General features: G+C 28.4%; 17 protein-coding genes and 2 riboswitches. Of the genes, 1 reads left to right on the top strand and 16 read right to left on the bottom strand.

Features of this window, described 5'->3' with window-relative positions; all coding sequences use genetic code 11:
* Positions 1 to 241: 241 nt before the first annotated feature.
* The 13 genes from I4V63_RS12265 to I4V63_RS12325 all read right to left on the bottom strand — a co-directional run bounded on the left by I4V63_RS12265 (position 242) and on the right by I4V63_RS12325 (position 15,983).
* Positions 242 to 1,309, bottom strand: a complete 1,068-nt coding sequence (locus tag I4V63_RS12265; RefSeq protein ID WP_196001536.1) for a M28 family peptidase — start codon at positions 1,307 to 1,309, stop codon at positions 242 to 244.
* Between the two features lie 85 nt (positions 1,310 to 1,394).
* On the bottom strand, positions 1,395 to 2,318 hold the full coding sequence (locus I4V63_RS12270; protein ID WP_196001537.1) for a DNA-3-methyladenine glycosylase 2 family protein: 924 nt from the start codon (positions 2,316 to 2,318) through the stop codon (positions 1,395 to 1,397).
* 319 nt (positions 2,319 to 2,637) lie between these two features.
* The gene (locus I4V63_RS12275) at positions 2,638 to 3,060 is read right to left on the bottom strand and encodes a C-GCAxxG-C-C family (seleno)protein (protein ID WP_196001538.1); all 423 of its coding nucleotides are present in this window, start codon (positions 3,058 to 3,060) and stop codon (positions 2,638 to 2,640) included.
* A gap of 44 nt (positions 3,061 to 3,104) precedes the next feature.
* Positions 3,105 to 3,491, bottom strand: a complete 387-nt coding sequence (locus tag I4V63_RS12280; protein WP_196001539.1) for a PH domain-containing protein — start codon at positions 3,489 to 3,491, stop codon at positions 3,105 to 3,107.
* A 376-nt stretch (positions 3,492 to 3,867) separates the two neighbouring features.
* Positions 3,868 to 4,716 (bottom strand): 3-hydroxybutyryl-CoA dehydrogenase, encoded by an 849-nt coding sequence (locus tag I4V63_RS12285; protein WP_196001540.1) that lies wholly within the window; start codon positions 4,714 to 4,716, stop codon positions 3,868 to 3,870.
* 277 nt (positions 4,717 to 4,993) lie between these two features.
* Positions 4,994 to 6,022, bottom strand: coding sequence for an electron transfer flavoprotein subunit alpha/FixB family protein (locus I4V63_RS12290; protein ID WP_196001541.1), 1,029 nt, complete (start codon positions 6,020 to 6,022; stop codon positions 4,994 to 4,996).
* 22 nt (positions 6,023 to 6,044) lie between these two features.
* A complete protein-coding gene (locus tag I4V63_RS12295; protein ID WP_196001542.1) occupies positions 6,045 to 6,824 on the bottom strand; it encodes an electron transfer flavoprotein subunit beta/FixA family protein in 780 nt (259 codons plus the stop codon).
* 16 nt (positions 6,825 to 6,840) lie between these two features.
* Positions 6,841 to 7,980 (bottom strand): acyl-CoA dehydrogenase, encoded by a 1,140-nt coding sequence (locus I4V63_RS12300; protein ID WP_196001543.1) that lies wholly within the window; start codon positions 7,978 to 7,980, stop codon positions 6,841 to 6,843.
* 214 nt (positions 7,981 to 8,194) lie between these two features.
* The gene (locus I4V63_RS12305) at positions 8,195 to 9,004 is read right to left on the bottom strand and encodes a short-chain-enoyl-CoA hydratase (protein WP_196001544.1); all 810 of its coding nucleotides are present in this window, start codon (positions 9,002 to 9,004) and stop codon (positions 8,195 to 8,197) included.
* 425 nt (positions 9,005 to 9,429) lie between these two features.
* Entirely contained in the window at positions 9,430 to 10,059 is a 630-nt protein-coding gene (locus I4V63_RS12310; RefSeq protein ID WP_196001545.1) for a redox-sensing transcriptional repressor Rex, read from the bottom strand.
* A 395-nt stretch (positions 10,060 to 10,454) separates the two neighbouring features.
* Positions 10,455 to 12,653, bottom strand: coding sequence for a heavy metal translocating P-type ATPase (locus tag I4V63_RS12315; RefSeq protein ID WP_196001546.1), 2,199 nt, complete (start codon positions 12,651 to 12,653; stop codon positions 10,455 to 10,457).
* Positions 12,654 to 12,705: 52 nt separating this feature from the next.
* On the bottom strand, positions 12,706 to 13,065 hold the full coding sequence (locus tag I4V63_RS12320; RefSeq protein ID WP_279325754.1) for a metalloregulator ArsR/SmtB family transcription factor: 360 nt from the start codon (positions 13,063 to 13,065) through the stop codon (positions 12,706 to 12,708).
* A 251-nt stretch (positions 13,066 to 13,316) separates the two neighbouring features.
* Entirely contained in the window at positions 13,317 to 15,983 is a 2,667-nt protein-coding gene (locus I4V63_RS12325) for a cation-translocating P-type ATPase (protein ID WP_196001547.1), read from the bottom strand.
* A gap of 592 nt (positions 15,984 to 16,575) precedes the next feature.
* Between I4V63_RS12325 and I4V63_RS12330 the strand changes: the two genes are divergently transcribed.
* Positions 16,576 to 16,878, top strand: coding sequence for a hypothetical protein (locus I4V63_RS12330; RefSeq protein WP_196001548.1), 303 nt, complete (start codon positions 16,576 to 16,578; stop codon positions 16,876 to 16,878).
* A 64-nt stretch (positions 16,879 to 16,942) separates the two neighbouring features.
* On the opposite strand, the gene mgtE is transcribed toward I4V63_RS12330, so the two are convergent.
* The 3 genes from mgtE to I4V63_RS12345 form a co-directional block, all read right to left on the bottom strand.
* Positions 16,943 to 18,286, bottom strand: a complete 1,344-nt coding sequence (gene mgtE, locus I4V63_RS12335; RefSeq protein WP_196001549.1) for a magnesium transporter — start codon at positions 18,284 to 18,286, stop codon at positions 16,943 to 16,945.
* 264 nt (positions 18,287 to 18,550) lie between these two features.
* Positions 18,551 to 18,718: riboswitch (M-box (ykoK) riboswitch) on the bottom strand.
* A gap of 90 nt (positions 18,719 to 18,808) precedes the next feature.
* On the bottom strand, positions 18,809 to 19,378 hold the full coding sequence (locus tag I4V63_RS12340; protein ID WP_196001550.1) for a xanthine phosphoribosyltransferase: 570 nt from the start codon (positions 19,376 to 19,378) through the stop codon (positions 18,809 to 18,811).
* A gap of 83 nt (positions 19,379 to 19,461) precedes the next feature.
* Positions 19,462 to 19,563, bottom strand: a riboswitch (purine riboswitch).
* Positions 19,564 to 19,807: 244 nt separating this feature from the next.
* Positions 19,808 to 22,225: a L,D-transpeptidase family protein gene (locus I4V63_RS12345; RefSeq protein ID WP_196001551.1), complete on the bottom strand. Its 2,418-nt coding sequence runs from the start codon at positions 22,223 to 22,225 to the stop codon at positions 19,808 to 19,810.
* Positions 22,226 to 22,324: the final 99 nt, after the last annotated feature.

The following is a 22,324-nucleotide window of genomic DNA, read 5'->3' on the forward strand; positions in this document are numbered from 1 at the left end:
CACTTCTAATTATACAATATTTTCCCAATAACTTCTTTTCTTTTTCGAATATTCTGATAATATTTTTTCATATTTAAAGTTCAACATTTATCATCAAAATCACATTTAATCTTATTTTTTTATAAATTAATTTCTAAATTTACTTATAAAAAATGATAGGATTTCCTTTTACAAATCAATCCTATCACTTCTTTAAAACAACTTAATCAATATACTTAATCAATTATAAAAAACTTCAATATTAATATATTTTTTCATCAGTCTTTATTATAAAATCAACTAATGCCTCTTTAATATCATCAATTAATTCAACATCTACAATTGACATATTATCATCATCAGTATGAACAACTCCTGTAATACCATCTTGGCCTATTACCAATGAAGCAGCATTTTCTCTTCTAAATGACATATGATCGCTACTTCCTACAACTGCGCCTTCTTCATTCATCGCATAAGGAACCATTTCATAATAAACATCATCTTCATCTAAAACTTCAATAAAATCATCATATAATTCTTGAGATGCAGGATCATTATTTTTAACTGCCAATCCTTCATTTCCTCTAATCCCAACACAATCAATATTAATGTTATACCAATCATCATATGATTCTTTAAATTCACTTACAAACTTTCTACTACCTATTAATCCAAGCTCTTCAGCATTAAATGCAGCAAAAATTATATCATATGGTGGTTTTTCATAACTATAATGATTAGCCAATTCCTTAGCACTCTCAAGTAAAACTGCAACACCAGATGCATTATCAATTGCGCCTTCTATTTTACTAACACTAATTTGTTGTGAATCGGTGTTGCTGGCTGCTTCTTGATTTTTCTTTCTTACTGTTACATGGTCAAAGTGAGCTGAAATTACAATAGCCTTAGAACTATCATCACCTTTAATAACTCCAATTACATTATCAACTTCATTTTCATTATCTCCAGCTGGATTAAATATAGATCTCATTTCTTTATTTAACTCAACCTTTTCAAAGTAACTTCCATTATTAAATGGCTCTAACCCAATTGACTCATAATAATTTTTAATAAACTCCGCTGATTTAGTATTTTCATCAGTTCCTACTACTCTTGACAAATATTCATCACTAGTAAGTTCATTCATGATACTTTCAATATTTAGATCTTCCGGATTTTTTCCTGCTTCATTATATGAACCTTGTTCTTCTGTTAATATCCCTTTACTAAATACACTTTGCTTAAAACTACTTCCACATCCAGTAAAAAGTAAGCTTACCACTAATGCACTAGATATTATTGATATTAATCTCTTCTTTGTATACATAGTAACCTCCCATAAAACTATTAAGTTTTTATCATTTCCCCTTAGCTTATCCCTCTTATACCAATTCTATACATAACTTTAGTTACTACTCTACCTTTATATTATTTTCTCTTGCATAATAAAATAAATATTGCTGAGCCATACCTGATAACTCTCCAAATTTATCTCTTCCAAATACTCTTATTTTATTTAATGATACATCTGGCGCCAAATAGAAATGTATCATTGCTCTTTTTATCCAAACATCAACTGGGAAGGCTGATTTTTTACCCATTGAGAAAAGCATTATACAATCTGCAACCTTAGCTCCAACCCCCATAAAGTTTTGAAGTGCCTTATGACATTCATCAGTTGGCAATGACTTTATATATTCTAAATCAAATTGTTTTAATTCTTCATTTAAAGTTCCATTGTTCTTAGCATCAATTGCATCATTTACCTTACCTATAGTATCTACTATGTATTTACTTCTAAAAGATGCTCCTGTTTCTTTTATTTCTTCCAGTGTTACTTTCTTTAATTGTTCTGGCGTTGGAAATGCATAATATATATTTCCTTTATACTCTATTTTATCTCCCCATCTTTCAGATATCTTTTTAATAGTCTTCATTATTGATGGAATACTATTTCTTGCTGATATTATGAAACTTATTAACATTTCAAAAGGATCTTGATTTAGTATCCTTATACCATACCCAAATTCAACACTTTTTCTTAAAAGTTCATCTTTAGATAACTCTTCTTTTATTTCTCCATAGTTAACCTCTAAATCAAAGTACTCTTTCCATATTTCATTAAAGTCTTTCATATTAGTATTAAGTATTGTTACTGTGCTTCCTTCTTGAATTACTTCTATAACTCTTCTATAAGCAACAATTATGTAATCTGTATCAGTTATTCTTTCCCATCTAAAACATTGACCACACTCTAATATTTGTTTTATATTAAAATCCTTCACATTTTCTAATATTATTGAATTTTCTTTTTCTGTTATATTTGTATAGTTCATTTTCACACCTCGTTACTATAATAAGCTTTAAATCTTATCATTTATATTTTTATTGTTTCTAACTTAATATTTTTATATTCTAAAGATAAATATTATTATTTAATAATTTATATCTATTATGCTATATTAAATAACTTTATTTTTCAATATATTTCAAAATACTCTAAAAATATATAGGCATAATAAAAACTAAATATAATATAGGAAATTAATTTATTAAATTATTAATAAGCCATTATAGTTAAAATAACAAAACTATAATGGCTTATATGATATCCCAAATTAATATAATTTATATTCTATTAATTGTTTTCTTTTTCTATCTATTAATTGAATAAGACTCCTTATAATCCTCAATTATTTCTTGTAATACTTCAGCTGACACTATCATCATTTTTGAACATCTTGTTTCATTTTTATAGTATTTTTCTTTTAAAGTTATACAATCTAATGAATTCATTCTTTTATTAAATTCATACAAAAATTTAGAGGTCATTTCTTTAATATGAGGACTTTTATGTCCTCTTTCTGTAGTGAACATTATCCCCAGTACTGCTATAGCTCCTGTTGCTGCACCACAGATACTCCCTATTGCCATTCCCCCTCCAAATGATGCCATTGTCATTAAAGTTTGCTTTGAAATATTTAAATCATAAACTTCGTTAGCTGCTACAAGCATACATTCTGCACAATTTAAATCATACTTTTTATCATAATATTTAATTGTAGTTTCTAATAACATTAATTTTTTTCTCCTTATAGTTACCACTTTCATTAGTTATTTACTTATAAAGTTACATATTCATTTATAACATTAAAAACCTTCTTAAGTAACTGATCCATATTCTTACCTCTTAGAAAATTCATTTCGATTTCTATTCCACCAGTTAAAAATAACTTTATTTCTGAATCCATATCAAAGTGTCCTGCTGTTTCTATTGCATAAGTAACTATTTTGCTATACGGAATTGCATAATACTCTGTTTTCTTACCAGTTATCCCTTGTTTATCACATATTAAAATCTTTTTATCTGTAAATAAAGCTGCATCTCTAACAGTCTTTACTGCAAATAATGGATTCTCATTTCTACTTACAAAAGAAAGTACCGATTTTGGTATCTCTACTTCACCATAAAAATTAAATACTCTTTTGTTATTAGTTTGATCTTCCATGTATTAACCTCACTCCTTTTACTATACTCATATTATAAATTGAATCATTAACTTAAGATGGACTTTTAACTACATCTCAAGGTTAGAATTCATTATCCCCAATGGCCCCTAATCTAAGCGTGTACCTTATGTAACACTTCACCCTAAAAATATGAAAATATTACAGAACTTCTAACCATCATATAAATATCTCTTTATAAATCTTAGTACTTTATTATGATAATTATACCATAATACAATAAAGGGCAACTACCCGTCGATAGTTGCCTTTTAAAGTTAAATTAAAACGCTCATTTTTTAATATATTGTTTTTCAAATATACTGTATCTTTTTAAATATATTAATTTTTTTAAATTTATAATTACTATAATATTAATTAAACATTATAGTTATAGAATCCTCTTCCTGTTTTTCTACCTAACCATCCTGCTCTAACATACTTTCTTAAAATACTACTAGCTCTGTATTTATTATCTCCAGTTTCATTATATAAAACATCCATAATAGCTAAACAAACATCTAATCCAATTAAATCTCCTAAAGCTAAAGGTCCCATTGGGTGATTTGCACCATATTTCATAGCTGTATCTATGTCTTCTACTGATGCAATTCCTTCTTGAAGAATAAATGAAGCCTCATTAATCATTGGAATAAGTATTCTATTAACTACAAATCCTGGGGCTTCTGCAACTTCTACTGGTTCTTTACCAATTGCTAAAGATAATTCTTTAACAGCATCAAAAGTTTCTTGAGAAGTAGCCATACCTCTGATAATTTCAACAAGCTTCATTACTGGAGCTGGATTAAAGAAGTGCATTCCTATAACCTTTTCTGGTCTACCAGTTACTGAAGCAACTTCTGTTATTGATAAAGAAGATGTATTTGAAGCTAAAATAGTTTCTGGCTTACATATCTTATCTAACTCAGCAAATATTTCTTTCTTAATTTTCATATTTTCAATTGCAGCTTCAACAACTAAGTCGCAGTCTGCAGCTAAATTCATATCAGTAGTTCCTGAAATTCTTGATAAAATATCTTCCTTAGTTTCTTCAGTCATTTTTCCCTTAGCAACTAATTTAGATAAACCCTTATTTATTCCAGCAAGCCCTTTTTCAACGAATTCATCCTTTATATCTCTAACTATAACTTCATATCCTTTTTGAGCAAAAGCTTGAACTATTCCAGCGCCCATAGTTCCTGCACCTAAAACAAAAATCTTTTCCATATCTGAACCTCTCCCCTTTTAAACAGTACCAAGTGATAAATATCAAGTTATTATATGAACATTTGCTCACCAACTTCACTTGTTTCTGTAATTATTTAATTCTCAATTTTTTTAACCCATAGTTTCTTTATTTCATCCATATTATTTTTATTAAAGTAAAAATCCTAGGCTATTTTACTTTACATACTATTATAAAAATATAATTGGCCATTTATATTTTCATAATTTTAATATTTATATATTTGTATTTTTCCTTAAATAAACTACCTAAACAAAATTATATTTTGCACACTAATGTTTCTTCAGAATCAGCAGATTCTTTTAATTTATTTATCATTTCTGGAATAACTTTATTTAAATCTCCAACTATTGCATAGTCTGCAACTTTCATTATTGGAGCAGTTTCATCTTTATTTATAGCAATTATCATATCTGATTCTTGCATACCTGCAACGTGTTGGATTGCTCCTGAAATACCACAAGCAACATAAATTGTAGGCCTTACAGTTTTACCAGTTTGTCCAACTTGATAATCTCTTTCAATCCATCCTTTATCTACAGCACCTCTTGATGCTCCAACAACTCCACCTAAAACTGTTGCTAATTCTTGTAAAAGTGCGAAGTTTTCTTTACTTCCAACTCCTCTACCTCCAGCAACTATAACTTTAGCTTCTCCAATATCTACAATATCCTTATTAGCCTTAACTACTTCAACAACAGTAGTTCTAATATCTGATTTTTCTAATTCAACAGAAACATTTTCTATTATATAGTTTTCTTTCTTTTCAGTTAATTTAGAGAATACTCCTGGTCTTACTGTAGCCATTTGTGGTCTGTGATTTGGACACGCAATAGTTGCCATTAAGTTACCACCAAATGCAGGTCTTGTTGCAAGTAAGTCACCATTAGTAACATCTACTTCTAAAGATGTACAGTCTGCAGTTAATCCAGTTGAAAGTCTAGCTGCAACTCTTGGCCCTAAATCTCTACCTACAAAAGTAGCCCCTATAAATAATATTCCTGGCTTTCTTTCATTTGCTAACTCACAAATTACTTTTGTATATCCATCAGTTGTATAATTTTCTAATGCTTCATGTTCAGCTACTAATATTTCATCTGCACCATGTTCTCCTAAAATATCTGCTAAACAAGCAACGTTATTTCCTAATAATACAGCAGTAAGCTTAACTCCTAATTCATCAGCTAATCTTCTACCTTCTCCTAATATTTCTAATGAAACCTTTTGTAATTCACCATTTCTTTGTTCAGCGAATACCCAAACGCCATTATATTCTGATATATTCATCTCCAATTATCCTCCTATTATCTTAGATGTAGTGTTTTTCTTTTAACTTTCCTAAAACATATGCTACTGCCTCTGGAGCTGATTCTTTAACAATTTCTCCTGCACCTTTAGCTTCTTTAGTCATAGACTTCTTAACCTTTGTTGGAGAACCTTTTAATCCAAGTTCTTCAACTGGTATATCAAGGTCTGCTGCAGTCATAACTTTCACTTCTTTATCTACTGTATCGAAGATATATTGAACATTCATATATCTTGGATGATTTAATTCTTCAATTGCAGTTAAAAGTACTGGAGTTTGAACCTTTATTAATTCATATCCATCTTCTAATGCTCTATTTACTAATAATCCATCTTCTTCAACTGTAACACCTTGTACATATGTTACTTGTGGAACTCCTAAATGCTCTGCTATTTCTGGACCAACTTGTGCAGTATCACCATCAATGGCTTGTCTTCCGCCAAAAATTATATCGTAATCTAATTCTTTAATTGCTGCTGCAATAGTCTTTGAAGTTGCTAATGTGTCAGCTCCCCCAAATGCTCTATCTGTTAAAAGAATAGCTTCATCAGCTCCCATGCATAAAGCTTCTCTTAATGCATTTTTTGCTTGAGGAGGTCCCATACTAACTACAGTTACATGCGCTCCATAGTTTTCTTTTAATTGTAAAGCTGCTTCTAAAGCATGCTTATCTTCCGGATTTATTATTGAAGGAACACCATCTCTTATAAGAGTCCCTGTTTTTGGATCTATTTTTACAACTGTTGTGTCTGGTACTTGTTTTAAACAAACTACTATATTCATTATTAAAAGCCTCCCTCTATCTTAATGCAGCGCCTGAGATAACCATCTTTTGAACTTCAGAAGTTCCTTCATAGATTTCAGTTATCTTAGCATCTCTCATCATTCTTTCAACTGGATATTCCTTAGTATATCCATATCCACCATGAATTTGAACAGCCTTAGTTGTTACCTCCATAGCAACTTCAGCAGCAAATAATTTTGCCTTAGCGGCATCTACTGAATATGGAAGCTTGTTTTGTTTAAGCCATGCAGCTTTGTATACTAATAACTTAGCAGCGTCAATCTTTGTTTCCATTTCAGCAATCATCCATTGTAATCCTTGGAATGCTGATAAAGGTCTGCCAAATTGTTTTCTTTCTTTCATATATTTAACAGATTCTTCATAAGCTCCTTCTGCAATTCCTAAAGCCTGAGCAGCTATACCAATTCTTCCTCCATCAAGAGTTTTCATTGCTATACCAAACCCCTTACCTTCTCTTCCAATTAAATTTTCTTTTGGAACTATGCAGTTTTCAAATATAAGCTCTGTTGTAGAAGATGCTCTAATTCCTAACTTATCTTCTTTTTTACCAATTGAGAATCCAGGGAAGTCTTTTTCAACTATGAAAGCAGATATGCCTCTAGTTCCTTGAGACTTATCTGTCATTGCAAATACTATGAAAGTATCTGCTACTCCACCATTAGTAATAAATATCTTAGATCCATTTAAAATATAGTTATCTCCATCTAAAATTGCTGTAGTTTGTTGTCCTGCAGCATCTGTCCCTGCTCCTGGTTCAGTTAAACCAAATGCACCTATCTTCTCACCTTTTGCAAGTGGAACTAAGTATTTTTCCTTTTGTGCCGGTGTTCCATTTTCATATAATAATGAAGCACAAAGTGAAGTATGAGCTGAAAGAATAACTCCAGTTGTTCCGCAAACCTTTGATAACTCTTCAACAGCTATGATATATGATAATACATCTCCGCCAGCGCCACCTAACTCTTTAGGAAATGGTATTCCCATCATACCTAGTTCTGCCATTTTCTTTACATTTTCCATTGGAAATCTTTCTGTTTCATCAATTTCAGCAGCTATTGGTTTTACTTCATTAACTGCAAATTCTCTAACCATTTGCCTTACTAACTCTTGTTCTCTAGTTAATCCAAAATTCATTGCTTTTTTACCTCCCTGCAATACCCTGTTTATGTGTATAATTACACTCAAATATGTAAAATACACTTAGCTTATATATTTAAATTTTATTAAATAACACCCTTTTTATATTTAATAGTTTAGGTTTAAATGCCTAATTGAGTTTCTTAAAATATAATTTTCAAATTCGTCATAGCCCTAATTTATTCCTTAACTATTAACTAACTCCTAGTTCTTAACTATTTTTAAAGTTCTTTTCTCTTCTTTCTAAGAAAGCACTCATTCCCTCAACTTGATCTTCTGAATCAAAGCATTTTCCAAAATCATTTGCTTCTATTGCAATTGCTTTATCTATATCAACTTGCATTCCTCTATTAATAGCATCTTTACAATACTTAACTGCTATTGGTGCATTTGCACAAATAACTGAAGCCATTTTTCTTGCTTCTTCCATTAAGTTTTCTAATGGAACAACCTTATTAACTAAACCAATTCTTAAAGCTTCATCAGCCTTAATCATCGCACAAGTATAAATCATTTCTTTGGCTTTACCTAATCCAACTATTCTAGGCAATCTTTGAGTTCCCCCAAAACCTGGTGTAATTCCAAGTCCTGCTTCTGGTTGGGCAAACTTTGCTTTTTCTGAAGCAATTCTTATATCGCAAGCCATTGCAAGTTCACATCCTCCACCTAAAGCAAATCCAGATATTGCTGCTATAACAGGTTTGTCTAAATTTTCTATTCTTCTAAACACCTTATTTCCTAACAGTCCAAACTCTTCTCCACCCTTAGCATCTAAATCTTTCATTTCAGCGATGTCTGCTCCTGCTACGAAAGATTTTTCACCTGCCCCAGTTAATATTACACAATAAACATTACTATCTTCCTCAATGTTAGAAATAGCTAGGTCTAATTCTCTTAATGTATCAGAATTTAAAGCATTTAATGCCTTAGGTCTATTTATTGTAACTATTGCTAAGTTCCCATCTTTTTCAAGAGTCACATTTTTCAACTCTTCTTCTAAAATTACATTTTTGATTTTCATAAATCCTTCCTCCCTTTTTATACCATAATCCCTCATAAACACCCTACTCTTTGTTACATAATTAACAAAGAATTATAAAAAAACTCTCTTTCACCCTTTTCTTTGGTTAGAAGATTCTGAATAATCACAACCTATTTATAATTATAATATCTAAATTTATCATTTGCAATTAATATTTACCTTTTTGGTATATTAATTCCACTTTTTCAATGTTTTTCTTAGTATACGTTTACTATTTGAATTTTATTTTATTTGTTGATTTGTTAACATGAAAAAAAAATCATATAAACCATATGATTGTTATTAATTAAACCTTAAATTAGAAAGTTATCTATTTTTTATAAAAATAAAAATAGCAACTCAAAATTATATTCTTCATAAAACCTCTTTTGAATTTGCTATTTATTCTAAACTATTAAATTATTTTATTCATCTTTCATTAAATACACTAATGTTAATAAACTTTCAGAAAGATGAACATTTTCAACCTTAACATCCTCTGGTACAACTAAATCAACAGGTGCAAAATTCCATATTCCTTTTATTCCACCCTTTACTAAAAGATCAGAAACCTTTTGTGCATTAATTCTAGGTACGCAAATAATTCCAATATTAATATCATTATTTTCTAAATAATTATTTAATGTATCAATATCCATTATTTCTACATCTCTAATTTTCATTCCAATAAGCTTTGGATTAGCATCAAATATAGCATCAATAGATAACCCTAATTCAGAAAATCTACTATAATTTGCAATTGCTTGCCCTAAGTTACCAGCACCAATAATGATTCCAGTATAATCTTTATCTAATCCTAAAATTAAACTAATTTGTTTATATAATTCTTTAACATTATATCCGTATCCTTGTTGTCCAAAGTCACCAAAATTATTTAAATCTTGTCTAATTTGAGATGCTGTAAATCCTATTTTTTCACCTAATTCCTTTGATGAAATTCTATCTACATCATTTCTCATCAACTCTTTCAAATATCTATGGTACTTTGGTAATCTTTTAATTACTGCCATAGAGACACTTTTCTTTTTTTCCATAGTATATGAATCTCCTTAATTTATTTCAATAATTTCCCTATTCATTTCAACTTTGATAATATAATAACATACTTTCAACATTTTTTCTATTAATTTAATAATTATTAAAATCTTTTATTCATATTTCATTTTTTATTTTATTTAATTATATTAATATTATATCAACAAATCATATAATAAGATTTTCATTTCTCATTTATTATTTTCACCTAAAAACAGAGACTTATGTATAACGTAGCAGATGCGTTATACATAAGTCTCATGCAGCATAATATCAGATTTTAACACCTCTGATATTGAAACAAGGATCAAAGTGATCTTGTATGCCATTCCCTTTTGCCTAAAATTTTCTGGACTTATTATATTATAATTAAAGCTTTATTGTTTGTCAATATTTATCGAATTATCCTCATTGAATTTAATACTGCAAGTAATGTTACCCCAACATCTGCAAATACAGCTGCCCACATATCTGTTAATCCAAATATTACCAATATCATAACAGCTATCTTAATTGCTAAAGAAAAAATAATATTTTGCCATAATATTTTATTAGTTTTCCTTGATACTCGTATAGCTTCTGAAATTGCTTCTACTTTATCCTTCATTAATACTACATCTGCTGCTTCAATAGCAGCATCTGAACCAACACCTCCCATAGCAATTCCAATATCTGCTCTTGCTAAAACTGGTGCATCATTAATTCCATCTCCAACAAATAAAACTTTTCCATTTGCTGATTTTTTATTTAGTATTTCTTCTACCTTATTAACCTTATCACTTGGCAATAATTCAGCATGAACTTCATCAATGCCAATAGACTTAGCAACCTTATCTGCAACTATCTTACTATCCCCTGTAAGCATTATAGTTTTCTTAATTCCAACACTTTTTAATTCAGATAATGCTTCTTTTAAATTTTCTTTTACTTCATCAGAAATAACTATATTCCCTTTGTATTCTCCATCAATTGCTATATGAACTATAGTACCAATAGTGTCTACTTTATCATAAGAAATATTGTTGCTCTTCATTAATTTAGAATTTCCTAATAAAACTTTTTTGCCTTTTATTACAGCTTCAACACCATGACCAGCAACTTCCTTATAACTTTCAATTTCATTTTTATTAACTTCTTTACCATATGCATTTGCAATAGATACAGCAATTGGATGATTTGAATTTGATTCACCAATAGCTGTTATTTCTAATAATTCATCTTCATTTATATTTTTAGCATTAATATTTGTTACCTTAAATACTCCTTTAGTTAAAGTTCCAGTCTTATCAAATACTACTATTTCACTTTCCTTAAGAGCTTCTAAATAATTTCCACCCTTAACTAGTATTCCTTTTTTAGAAGCAGCTCCTATACCTGAGAAAAATCCTAATGGAATTGAAACTACCAATGCACATGGACAAGATACAACTAATAATGATAATGCTTTATAAATCCATTCTGCAAATGTTGCATCTTTAATTAAAAGAGGTGGGACTAAAGCAATTACTATTGCAATACAAACTACAATTGGAGTATATACCTTTGAAAATTTTGTTATAAATTTTTCTGTAGGCGCCTTCTTATTTGATGCATTTTCAACCAATTCTAATATTCTTGCAACTGTTGATTCACCATATTCCTTATTAACTTTTACCTTTAAAACACCATTATCATTAATAGCTCCAGATAGAATTTCATCATCAATTTTAACTTCCCTCGGTACAGACTCCCCTGTTAATGCTGAAGTATCTAAAAAACTTGTACCTTCTATAACTGTACCATCTAAAGGCACTCTTTCGCCTGGCTTAATTACAATGATTTCTTCTAAATTTACTTCTTCTGGAGAAACCTTTATTTCTCTACCATTTCTTAAAACATTAGCATAATCAGCTCTAATATTCATAAGAGAAGAAATAGATTTTCTTGATTTATTTACAGCATATCCTTGGAATACTTCACCTATTTGATAAAATAGCATAACTGCTACAGCCTCTGGATATTCTCCAATAAAGAATGCTCCAATAGTGGCAATACTCATAAGAAAATTTTCATCAAATACTTCTCCATGAATAATATTTTTTATAGCTGTTATTATTACCTCTCCACCAATTACTAAATAACTTCCCACAAATAGTATAATAGAAATTATACTATTACTTCCATTGTATAATAGCGCAATTGCATATATAATTGCTCCTACTATTAACATCCAATTATCTTTTAAGATTCCCATCTTTCCATTTGAGACTTCTCTTAATCCATGACTATGTCCATTATTTTCCTCTTTACTACTTTCATGATGATGATTATCACCAGAGCAACAACTACTTGTGCATGTTTTAGTATTATTTTTTACTTCTTTATTGTCTGTTTTCTCCTCAACATTTACATGTGGCTCTAATTTTTTAACTATTGATTTTATCTCATTTATTATTTCATCTTTTATGCTTTCTTCCTTTATTTCAGCAATTAATATTGTTGTAGAAAAGTTTACTGTTGCTTCTTTTACACCTTTGATTTTATTAACCTTATCTTCAATTTTATTAGCACAATTTGCACAATCTAATCCATTTAAAATTAACTTTATTTCCATATAGCTCTCCTCCCATTAAATAAATTTCATCTTTTATTTGTTTTTATAATCTCTATTCAGTAATATGATGTAATCCTGCATCAAAAATTTGTTTTATATGCTCGTCATCTAATGAATAATAAATTACCTTTCCAGCTCTTCTAAACTTAACAAGTCTTGCTGATTTTAATACCCTTAATTGATGTGAAATTGCCGATTGACTAATATTCAATAAAGCTGATAAATCACATACACACATCTCAGATTCAAATAACGAACATATTATTTTAATTCTTGTACTATCTCCAAACACTTTAAACAATTCTGCTAAATCATATAATGTTTCTTCCTGTGGCAATTTCTCCTTAACTTCTTCAACTACATCTTTATGAATAATACTACATGAACAACTTTCAATCTTATTTTCCATCATAATTTCACTCCTTAGTTTATATTATTTGTATTTAAAATTATTTTATTGGTCTTAATACTTTTTATTAATTAAACATATGAATAGTTGTTCATATGTTTATATTTCTATTATATGCTTATCTTAGTAATTTGGTCAACTTTTTTTATAAATTTATGAACTAGTTATTTTAAATTGGAATATATTACTCCTTAAAAATTCAGTATATGTAAAAAAGGTAGGAAAATCATCCTACCTCTTTAAATTAATACTCACTAAGCTATATCTTCTAATTCACCAGTTTTATTTATATTAGAATTATTTTTACTTTTTTTATTTTCTATAAATTCAAAAACAACTTTTTTAAACTGAATTATTAATGTTGGAATAAAAGCAAATACATAAATTGCTACATATTGGTTAAATGCTAAATTTTCAACTTCAAATAAATTTTGAAGGAAAGGTACAAATAGTACAGCATTTAATAATGCTAACCCTACGCCAAATGCATACCACACATATTTGTTAGAAAATACCCCTAATTTAAATATTGATCCTTTACCTCTACAGTTAAATCCATGAAATAATCTTGCTAAGCATAATGTTGCAAATGCCATAGTTGAAGCTGTTAATGGAGTTTTATTTGGATTGCCTATATAAAAAGAAATCATTGTAAATATTGCAATTAATAATCCCTCAAAACCAATTCCTAATAAGAAATCTTTATTTAATATAGATTCTTTTTTTCCTCTTGGTTTATCCTTTAATAAATCTCTATTTGATTTTTCCATACCAATTGCTATTGCAGGTAAACTATCTGTTAAAAGGTTTATAAATAGTAAATGAACAGCTGCAAAAGGCATTGGTAAAGCCATTATTGAAGAGTATAAAACTGCAATTATCCCTGAAGTATTACCTGATAATAAAAATTTAATAGAATTTTTTATATTATTATATATTCCTCTACCATTTGAAACTGCTTTAACTATTGTTGCAAAATTATCATCTGTTAATATTACAGATGCAGCATCTTTAGATACTTCCGTACCTGTTATCCCCATGGCAATTCCTATATCAGCTTGCTTTAAGGCTGGAGCATCATTAACACCATCACCTGTCATAGCAACAATTTTCCCTTTATCTTGCCATGCCTTTACTATTCTAATTTTATGCTCTGGAGACACTCTTGCATAAACAGATATATGTTCAACATTTTCTCTTAATTCTTCATCTGACATTTTATCTATTTCTAATCCTTCGATTGCTCTATCTCCATCCCTCAATATACCAATTTCCTTAGCAATAGCAGATGCTGTTATTTTATGGTCACCAGTAATCATAATTGGCTTAATACCAGCTGTTATACAATCCGCAACGGCTTGTTTACTTTCTTCTCTTGGTGGATCAATCATTGAAATTAATCCTACAAAAGTATAATCATATTCATCTTCTAACGTTAATTCTCTTACTTCATTTAATTCTCTATAAGCAAAAGATAGAACTCTTAATCCACTTTCAGATAAATTTCTATTAACCTCTAAAATTTCATTTTTATCTTCTAATGTTAATTGTCTAACCCCATCTGACGTCATAATAAATTTAACTCTATCTAAAATTACATCAAGAGCACCCTTTGTAAACATAATATTTTTTCCATCTATCTTGTGAAGTGTACTCATAAGCTTTCTATCAGAATCAAATGGAATTTCAGCTAATCTACTATATTCACCCCTTAAGTTTAATTCATCAATTGCAATATCATGTCCTAAATTAACTAATGCAACTTCTGTTGGATCTCCTATTTCTTTACCCTCTCTTGAAGTGGAATCATTACATAAAATTGAATTCTTAATTAAATATTCTTCTACCTTATTATCTAAAGAAATTTCTGAACCGTTAATTAACTTTCTATCTACATAAATTTTTCTTACAGTCATCTTATTTTGAGTTAATGTTCCAGTTTTATCAGAACAAATAATTGAAACAGAACCTAATCCTTCAACAGCCCTAATCTTTTTAATTATTGCATTTTCTTTAGCCAACTTTTGAGTTCCTAATGCTAAAACTATAGTTACAATAGAACTTAATGCTTCTGGAATAGCTGCAACTGCAAGAGCTACTGCAAACATTAATGAATCAAGTACTGGCATTTTTCTATATAATGATAATCCAAATACAATTGCACAAATAGCTAATATTATTATTGCAAGCTTTTTGCTAAAATCATCTAAGGTAACTTGAAGTGGAGTTTTCTTTTCCTGGGTTTCCTCCATAAGAGTTGCTATTTTACCTATTTCAGTTTTCATTCCTGTATTTGTAACAAGTACTAAAGCCCTACCATAAGTTACTAAAGATCCTGAAAACACCATATTCTTTTGGTCACCTAATGCTACTTCTTCTTTATCAATTTTATCTGTAATCTTATCTACACTTAATGATTCACCAGTAAGCGAACTTTCATTTACTTGAAGTGAATAACTTTCAATTACTCTTCCATCAGCTGTAATTAAGTCTCCAGCTTCTAAAACTAAAATATCACCTGGCACTACATTTTTTGAATGAATCTCAATCTTACTTCCATTTCTTATAACCTTTGCCGATGGTGCTGATAACGCTTTTAATGAATCTAATGATTGTTCAGCTTTAAAATGCTGAACTGTTCCTAATGCTGCATTTAATATAATTACAGTAAAGATTACAATAGTACTTTCAACATTGTTACTTAACATGGAAATAATACCTGCAGCAATTAAAATAAATATCAATAAATCTTTAAATTGACTTATAAATACTTGAAATATACTCTTCTTTTTCTTTTGATTTAACTCATTCAATCCATATTTATTTGTATTTTCCCCTATCTGCTTTTCATTTAATCCATCTTTCGAAACATTGAATTTTTTTAATATTTCCTCTGATTCAATTGAAAAATATTTTGACATTGTGCATCCTCCCTTATTTATATCTCTCTTTTATAAATAAAAAAGAGACTCTTAATATAATCCTCAACTTAAGTTATTCTTTACTTAAGGATTATATTAAAAGTCTCGTAACCAAATTGGTATATAACACCAGGCATATGCCGCGATTGTTGATGTTATATTTTATACTACTCCCCTTTAACAGGTTATTCAATTTTTATATGAGTTATTATATACCTCTTATCACGTTTTGTCAATAATTTCTATATTATATATATATCTTATGATTAGTTCTTCATATATTTTACATCTATTTATTTGTAAAAAATCATAAAAATTTTCTTTTCACAAAATTGTAACTATATTATATTTCACATATTGTATTTTTATGGTACAATTAATTCACAAACCTACCAGGCAAAAATAGGTTTAAAACAGGGGTAGTCTGCTAATACCTCTGTTTTTTCTTTTTATTTTAAAATATTCTAATTTTTTATTTTCATTTTTGTAAACGTTTAAAGGAATTTTAAACTTTTCATAGAATATATATGTATAAATACATTTATTTATAGTATCTAGGGTGTATTAAAATTTTTTAAGCGAGGGATTTAATATGGAAGGTATTTATAAACACAATAAAGATTGTTTTGATGTTTACATCAATGATAGAACTACAACAGATACAGATGAATTTTTAGGAAAGGTTTTAAAATACCTAAAAAATAATGGTTTTTCAGTTTTCTTGAAAGGTTTCGATAAATATAATCGTCCATTAGTAGAAATTAATGGCACTCTCCACACTGCAGATAGAAATACTGCTTGCTGCATTGTTGAAAGATTTATAAACGTAAAAAATGAAATTAATTTAAATGAAGATTCAGAAAGATATAATAAAATAGCTAGCTTTATTGAATAATGTCTTCTAATAAAATACCCCCTCTAATGCATTTACTACATAAGAGGGGTGTACTTATTTTCAATTACATAAGATATTGAATTAATAATGTTGCTAAACCTAAGAAGAAGAAAAATCCTAAAACATCAGTAAATGTTGTAACAAATATTGATGATGCTAATGCTGGATCTACTTTAAACTTCTTTAAAACAACTGGTACTAAATATCCAGTAATAGTTGCTACTATCATATTTAAAAGCATTGCTACCGATATAATTATTCCAAACATGAAGTTTCCTTCCCACATATATCCTAATACTCCAATTATGAATCCAATAACTACTCCAGTTACTACACCTACTCCAACTTCTTTAAAGAATACCTTTTTCATATTCTTAAAGTTAAGCTCTCCTAAAGCTAATCCTCTAACTATAATAGTAAGTGTTTGTGTTCCTGCATTTCCACCCATTCCTGTAACTATTGGCATAAATGTAGCTAAAGATACAACTGCTTGAATTGTTCCTTCAAACATTCCAACTACTGCTGCAGCTAATATTGCAGTAAATAAATTTACAATTAGCCAAGGCAATCTGCTCTTTACTGAATCTTTTAATGATCCATCAACTTTTTCGCCTTCATCAACACCACCTAGACGATGAATATCTTCTGTAGTTTCATCTCTTAAAATTTGCATAACATCATCGAATGTTACTACCCCAAGCAATCTGTTTGAATTATCAACTACAGGCATAGTTAAATAACCATACTTTTCAAATCTATGCCCTACTTCTTCCTGATCCGTATTATAAAGGATCCCTTCTATCTTTGTATGAATAACATCAGATATTCTGGTATTAAAGTTATTTGTAACTAATTCCCTTAATGATATTACACCTTTAAGCTTATCAAAATTATCTACTACATATAAATCATAAATATTTTCGTTTTCTTCACCATATTTTTGTAAATATTTTAATGTTTCTTCCACTGTCATATTTTCTTTAAGTGCTACAAATTCTGTTGCCATAATACCTGCTGCAGTATCTGGATCATAACTTAATAATTGACGTACCTTTCTTGCATCCTCATCTGTCATCTTTTCTAAAATTTTATTAGCCTTTTCTTCATCTAACATACCTAGTAAATCTGTTAATTCATCAGATGACATTTCCTCTACAATATTTTTTTGTTTATTTTCTGAAAACTCCATTAAAATAGAATATTTTTCTTCATTATCAGCTTCATCAATTATATCTGCAATTAATCCTTCTGGTAATCTATATAAAATATCTTCTTTATCCTTTGGATAATCACGTAAAATATCTAAAATATCTACTGGGTGTATACTTTCCACATATTTAATAATGCTTGATTGTGGAGCATGTAATAAAAATCTTCTTAGTTCATCTTTATTCATATTTAATTTCATAGCATTTCCTCCTAGTTTTTATACATAGGAAAAAAGCCATCTTTACTTATAATTTTAATGATATATATCCAATTTAGTTTATTAGCTACATATCATTAAAACCATATAAAATTGTGGTATAAATGACTACATTCCAATGTATTATATATTTAGTTTTTTCAATAATTAAATTTTCACTCAGATAAGGGTCCATTTAATACCACCTCCTAAAAAAAACAAATAAAAAAGACTTTTTGTCCCTACAACAAAAAGCCTGTTACTCACTTACTTCTCTATTTGTAGAGCTTTAGCACTATAAAGCGTAGACATATTTTTCAGTCAGCTACATTAAAAATCACCTTAGCGATGATTTCTGTTGACCCATTGGAATCTCTAGATTTTTCTGGGCAGCAGCATTTTTCTTTATAGGAGCCTCACCTAACAATCCTTATTAACTTTCATTATACTTATATAGTATTCCCCAAATTTTAATTTGTCAATTTTAAAACCATTTATTAAAAATTTAATAAAATACTAATTGTTTTATATAAATTCAATTATTCCTTTTCCTAATTTACCAATCCTAGCTAAAGAGTATACATCATATCCTTTTTCATCTAAAATTGCTCTTCCAGGTTGGAATGATTTTTCTATTACAATACCAATTCCTCCAACTTTAGCACCAGCTTCTTCTACTAATCTTGCCGCTCCTAAAGCTGCTTCCCCATTTGCTAGGAAATCATCTATTATTAATACATTATCATCTTTTGAAATATAATTCTTTGATAAAGTTAATTCATAATCTGTTCCTTTTGTAAATGAATGTACAGTTGTTTGATATACTTCACCATTTAATATTTTAGAACTTTGCTTCTTTAATGTAACCATTGGAAGTTCCATTTGCATAGCTGTCATTACAGTCGGTGCAATCCCTGAACTTTCAATAGTAAATATCTTTGTAATTCCATGATTCTTATAATATTCTTTAAAGCATGTCCCTATTTCATACATTAATCTTGCATCAACACCATGATTTAAAAACGAATCGACCTTTAATACTGTTTCACTTAATGCTCTTCCGTCTTGTAATATACGTTCTTTTAAAATTTCCATTTCATTCCCTCTCTTAAACTTAATAAAAAAATAACACTTCTAAATATTTAGAAGTGTTGTGCATTCTCTATACATATAATTCAAATATAATAACAACACCCCGTAGTCTACTGTTTTACGGTCAGTAGGTAGAAACTTTCGGACCAAATTACCGATTTTATACGAGTATCTTAATAAATTCACTTATTCGTATTATACCACGAACATTAATTTTGTAAATATGTTTTTAATTTGTATTTACCCATGTTTTTAAAAGAAACAGTCCATTATATATATCTATGTAGGAATAATTTCACTAATAGAAGTAAGTTTTTAGTTTTTAATAAAGTTTAATTTATAAATTAAAAGTATATGATCTTATTTAAAAGACCTTATCAAATTATTTATGCATTTACTAATTGCATTTTAATTTGATAAGGCCTATTTATTTTAATATCTACAAATAATTGTTGTATAATCTTCTATATTTTCATAAATAGCCTTAGCTACGCTATATGGCATATTTACACATCCATGAGAACCATTAGTCTGATATATTGATCCTCCGAAACTACTTCTCCAACTTGCATCATGAAGTCCTATCCCTCCATTAAATGGCATCCAAAAACTTACTGGTGAGGCATATCCATCTCCTCTTAGTACATAATCTTTAGCTTTCCAATCTAATTTATATACACCAGCAGGTGTTGAATGACCTTGACTAACATTACCAGTTACTACATTTCCTTGAGTAATAACTTCACCATTTTTATAATATATTACCGTTTGATTTGTTAAATCTACTTCAACAAATGTATTAAGAACATATTCATCAGTTGCTGTTGGTGTTTTAAATGTTAACTCCTTTGTATCTGTACCTCCACCTTCTATAGCAGAAGTAATGTCAGCTATAGCTGTATCTCTATCTAAATAATAAATTCCTGGTGTCGTACTTATTTTTATTGTTTCTCCTGACCATCTAGTAAATGTTCTTGTATTACCTATATTGTCATACTTGTCCCCTAATTGATTTACATATTCTCTAATACTATCTTCATTTAAAGATACATTAAAATCATCATCAATTGTAATCCATTGATTAATCATACTTCCATCAATAACTTCTGAGCTTTCATTAATATTAAGGGTTACTTTAGCATTTACATACTTATCAGCAGTTTTTTTCGCTTTAGTAACAGCTTTCGATTTAGAAGTATACGTTGGATTTTCATAACAACCTTCATCATCTAAATTTAATATAGAATTTATACTGTGAATATTATTCAATATCTTTGAATTTAACTCATCAACTTTAACTTTATCACCAATATCTTCTTTTACTATTTCATACTCTCCATTTACGTAATTAAGAGTAGCATTAACAGGATTCGTTACATTATTTTCATTAAGAGCTTCTAAATTTCCAATAGCTTGATTTAACAAACTTTCATCATAAGAAACTCCTTCAGACACATTATAATCCTTATGTTGGAATATTGATGCTATCCATAAAAAAGGATTTTGTTCATCTAAAATATTATTAATAGCTTCAGTAAAATCATATTTCAAATTAATAGCTTCTCCACTTATTGTTTCTGTTTTATCATTTCTTTCTTCTAAAGTAAGTACATATTCATTTGCCTTATTTGCCATTAATTCTTGAGCTGATTTATTACTTTTTCCTGAAATACTTACGCTATTAATTGATGTTCTAAAGAAGAAATGACTGTTAAAATATAATGCCATTAATAAGTAAACTCCTAAGATACAGGCTAAAACACTTGCAGCAATAATTAATCCCTTATCGCTATTCTTTTTAACTTTACTTTTTGGTGTTTTTATTTCTTTATCTAATTCAACCGTTGCCATTTGGGTATTACTTTCTATCTCTTTATTTTGTATATCTTTATTAAAATCATTATTTTCTTTTAATATTTTCTCTAGTTCATTTATATATTTTTCATAGTCATTAATATTCATCTTAATTGCAAATGCTGCAATACTTTCTTTTGCCTTAATTATTTCTTCATTTTTATCTTTACTCAATGTTCCATAATATTCATCTAATAGCTTACTCTTATATTCATGGATGTTATTATACCCTAAAAATTTTCCTAAATCTTCTATTTGATTTTCCTCATCACCATATTTGTATAGCAATGCCTTATATATATTTTCATTATATGGGTTAAGTTTTATTATTTCTTCTATAGTTTTAGTTTCTTCATCTTTAGGAATCTCATCTTTTAGTAAAGCTTTGATTAACTCATTGGATTTTTTTATATCTTCTGTTTTACTATACTTATCTACAGAATCAACGTTATTATCATTTAAAAAATCAATAATTGCAAAATTAATATTAAATATACTTTCCATCATTGAGTTTACAAGCTTGTCTAATATTTCTTTTGAAATGTTAGACTTATTATTTTTATCATTAATTTCTATGTCCTTTTCTTTTATTTCAAAGGGGCTTTTTATTAGATCTGAATTAATATTTAATCTAGATAATATCACACTCTTATTACTGTCTTCATTATATTCATTTTTAATTTTATCTAAAGTATCTTCCCACGTACAGTATTTATCGAAATAATACTCCTTAAAAAAGGTATCATTATCTATATCACTTATTTCAAACTCTTTTATAATATCTACTGCTATTTTTATATAATTATTTAAATAATTATATCCAAAATTTTCTCCATCTTTTTTTAATTGTTCAACATCATTAAATCTATTTATACATTCACTTTTAAATGTATCAACTGATTTAAATGCTTCTTGAAGAAACCTTCCCCTTATCTCATTTAATTTAACAAATTTACTTGAAAAATTGATATCCCCATTTAACACCTTAAAGTTCATACTACCTCCCATACTTTTAGCATCAAATTCATTAATGCATTATCCCCATTTTTTTCATCTTTCATAATAATATTATCTATTTGTTAATTTATTACAATT

Origin of the sequence: Clostridium sp. 1001271B_151109_B4 (assembly GCF_015670405.1) — a bacterium.
Lineage (GTDB): Bacteria > Bacillota > Clostridia > Clostridiales > Clostridiaceae > Clostridium.

Bases quoted from the DNA above. Each gene is read 5' to 3' on its own strand.
- I4V63_RS12315 (WP_196001546.1), bottom strand. From the start codon at position 12,653: ATGGAAATAAAGTTAATTTTAAATGGATTAGATTGTGCAAATTGTGCT.
- I4V63_RS12280 (WP_196001539.1), bottom strand. From the start codon at position 3,491: ATGGAAGATCAAACTAATAACAAAAGAGTATTTAATTTTTATGGTGAA.
- I4V63_RS12285 (WP_196001540.1), bottom strand. From the start codon at position 4,716: ATGGAAAAGATTTTTGTTTTAGGTGCAGGAACTATGGGCGCTGGAATA.
- I4V63_RS12295 (WP_196001542.1), bottom strand. From the start codon at position 6,824: ATGAATATAGTAGTTTGTTTAAAACAAGTACCAGACACAACAGTTGTA.
- I4V63_RS12345 (WP_196001551.1), bottom strand. From the start codon at position 22,225: ATGAACTTTAAGGTGTTAAATGGGGATATCAATTTTTCAAGTAAATTT.
- I4V63_RS12300 (WP_196001543.1), bottom strand. From the start codon at position 7,980: ATGAATTTTGGATTAACTAGAGAACAAGAGTTAGTAAGGCAAATGGTT.
- I4V63_RS12265 (WP_196001536.1), bottom strand. From the start codon at position 1,309: ATGTATACAAAGAAGAGATTAATATCAATAATATCTAGTGCATTAGTG.
- I4V63_RS12320 (WP_279325754.1), bottom strand. From the start codon at position 13,065: ATGATGGAAAATAAGATTGAAAGTTGTTCATGTAGTATTATTCATAAA.
- mgtE (WP_196001549.1), bottom strand. From the start codon at position 18,286: ATGAAATTAAATATGAATAAAGATGAACTAAGAAGATTTTTATTACAT.
- I4V63_RS12305 (WP_196001544.1), bottom strand. From the start codon at position 9,004: ATGAAAATCAAAAATGTAATTTTAGAAGAAGAGTTGAAAAATGTGACT.
- I4V63_RS12325 (WP_196001547.1), bottom strand. From the start codon at position 15,983: ATGTCAAAATATTTTTCAATTGAATCAGAGGAAATATTAAAAAAATTC.
- I4V63_RS12330 (WP_196001548.1), top strand. From the start codon at position 16,576: ATGGAAGGTATTTATAAACACAATAAAGATTGTTTTGATGTTTACATC.
- I4V63_RS12290 (WP_196001541.1), bottom strand. From the start codon at position 6,022: ATGAATATATCAGAATATAATGGCGTTTGGGTATTCGCTGAACAAAGA.
- I4V63_RS12275 (WP_196001538.1), bottom strand. From the start codon at position 3,060: ATGTTATTAGAAACTACAATTAAATATTATGATAAAAAGTATGATTTA.
- I4V63_RS12270 (WP_196001537.1), bottom strand. From the start codon at position 2,318: ATGAACTATACAAATATAACAGAAAAAGAAAATTCAATAATATTAGAA.
- I4V63_RS12340 (WP_196001550.1), bottom strand. From the start codon at position 19,378: ATGGAAATTTTAAAAGAACGTATATTACAAGACGGAAGAGCATTAAGT.
- I4V63_RS12310 (WP_196001545.1), bottom strand. From the start codon at position 10,059: ATGGAAAAAAAGAAAAGTGTCTCTATGGCAGTAATTAAAAGATTACCA.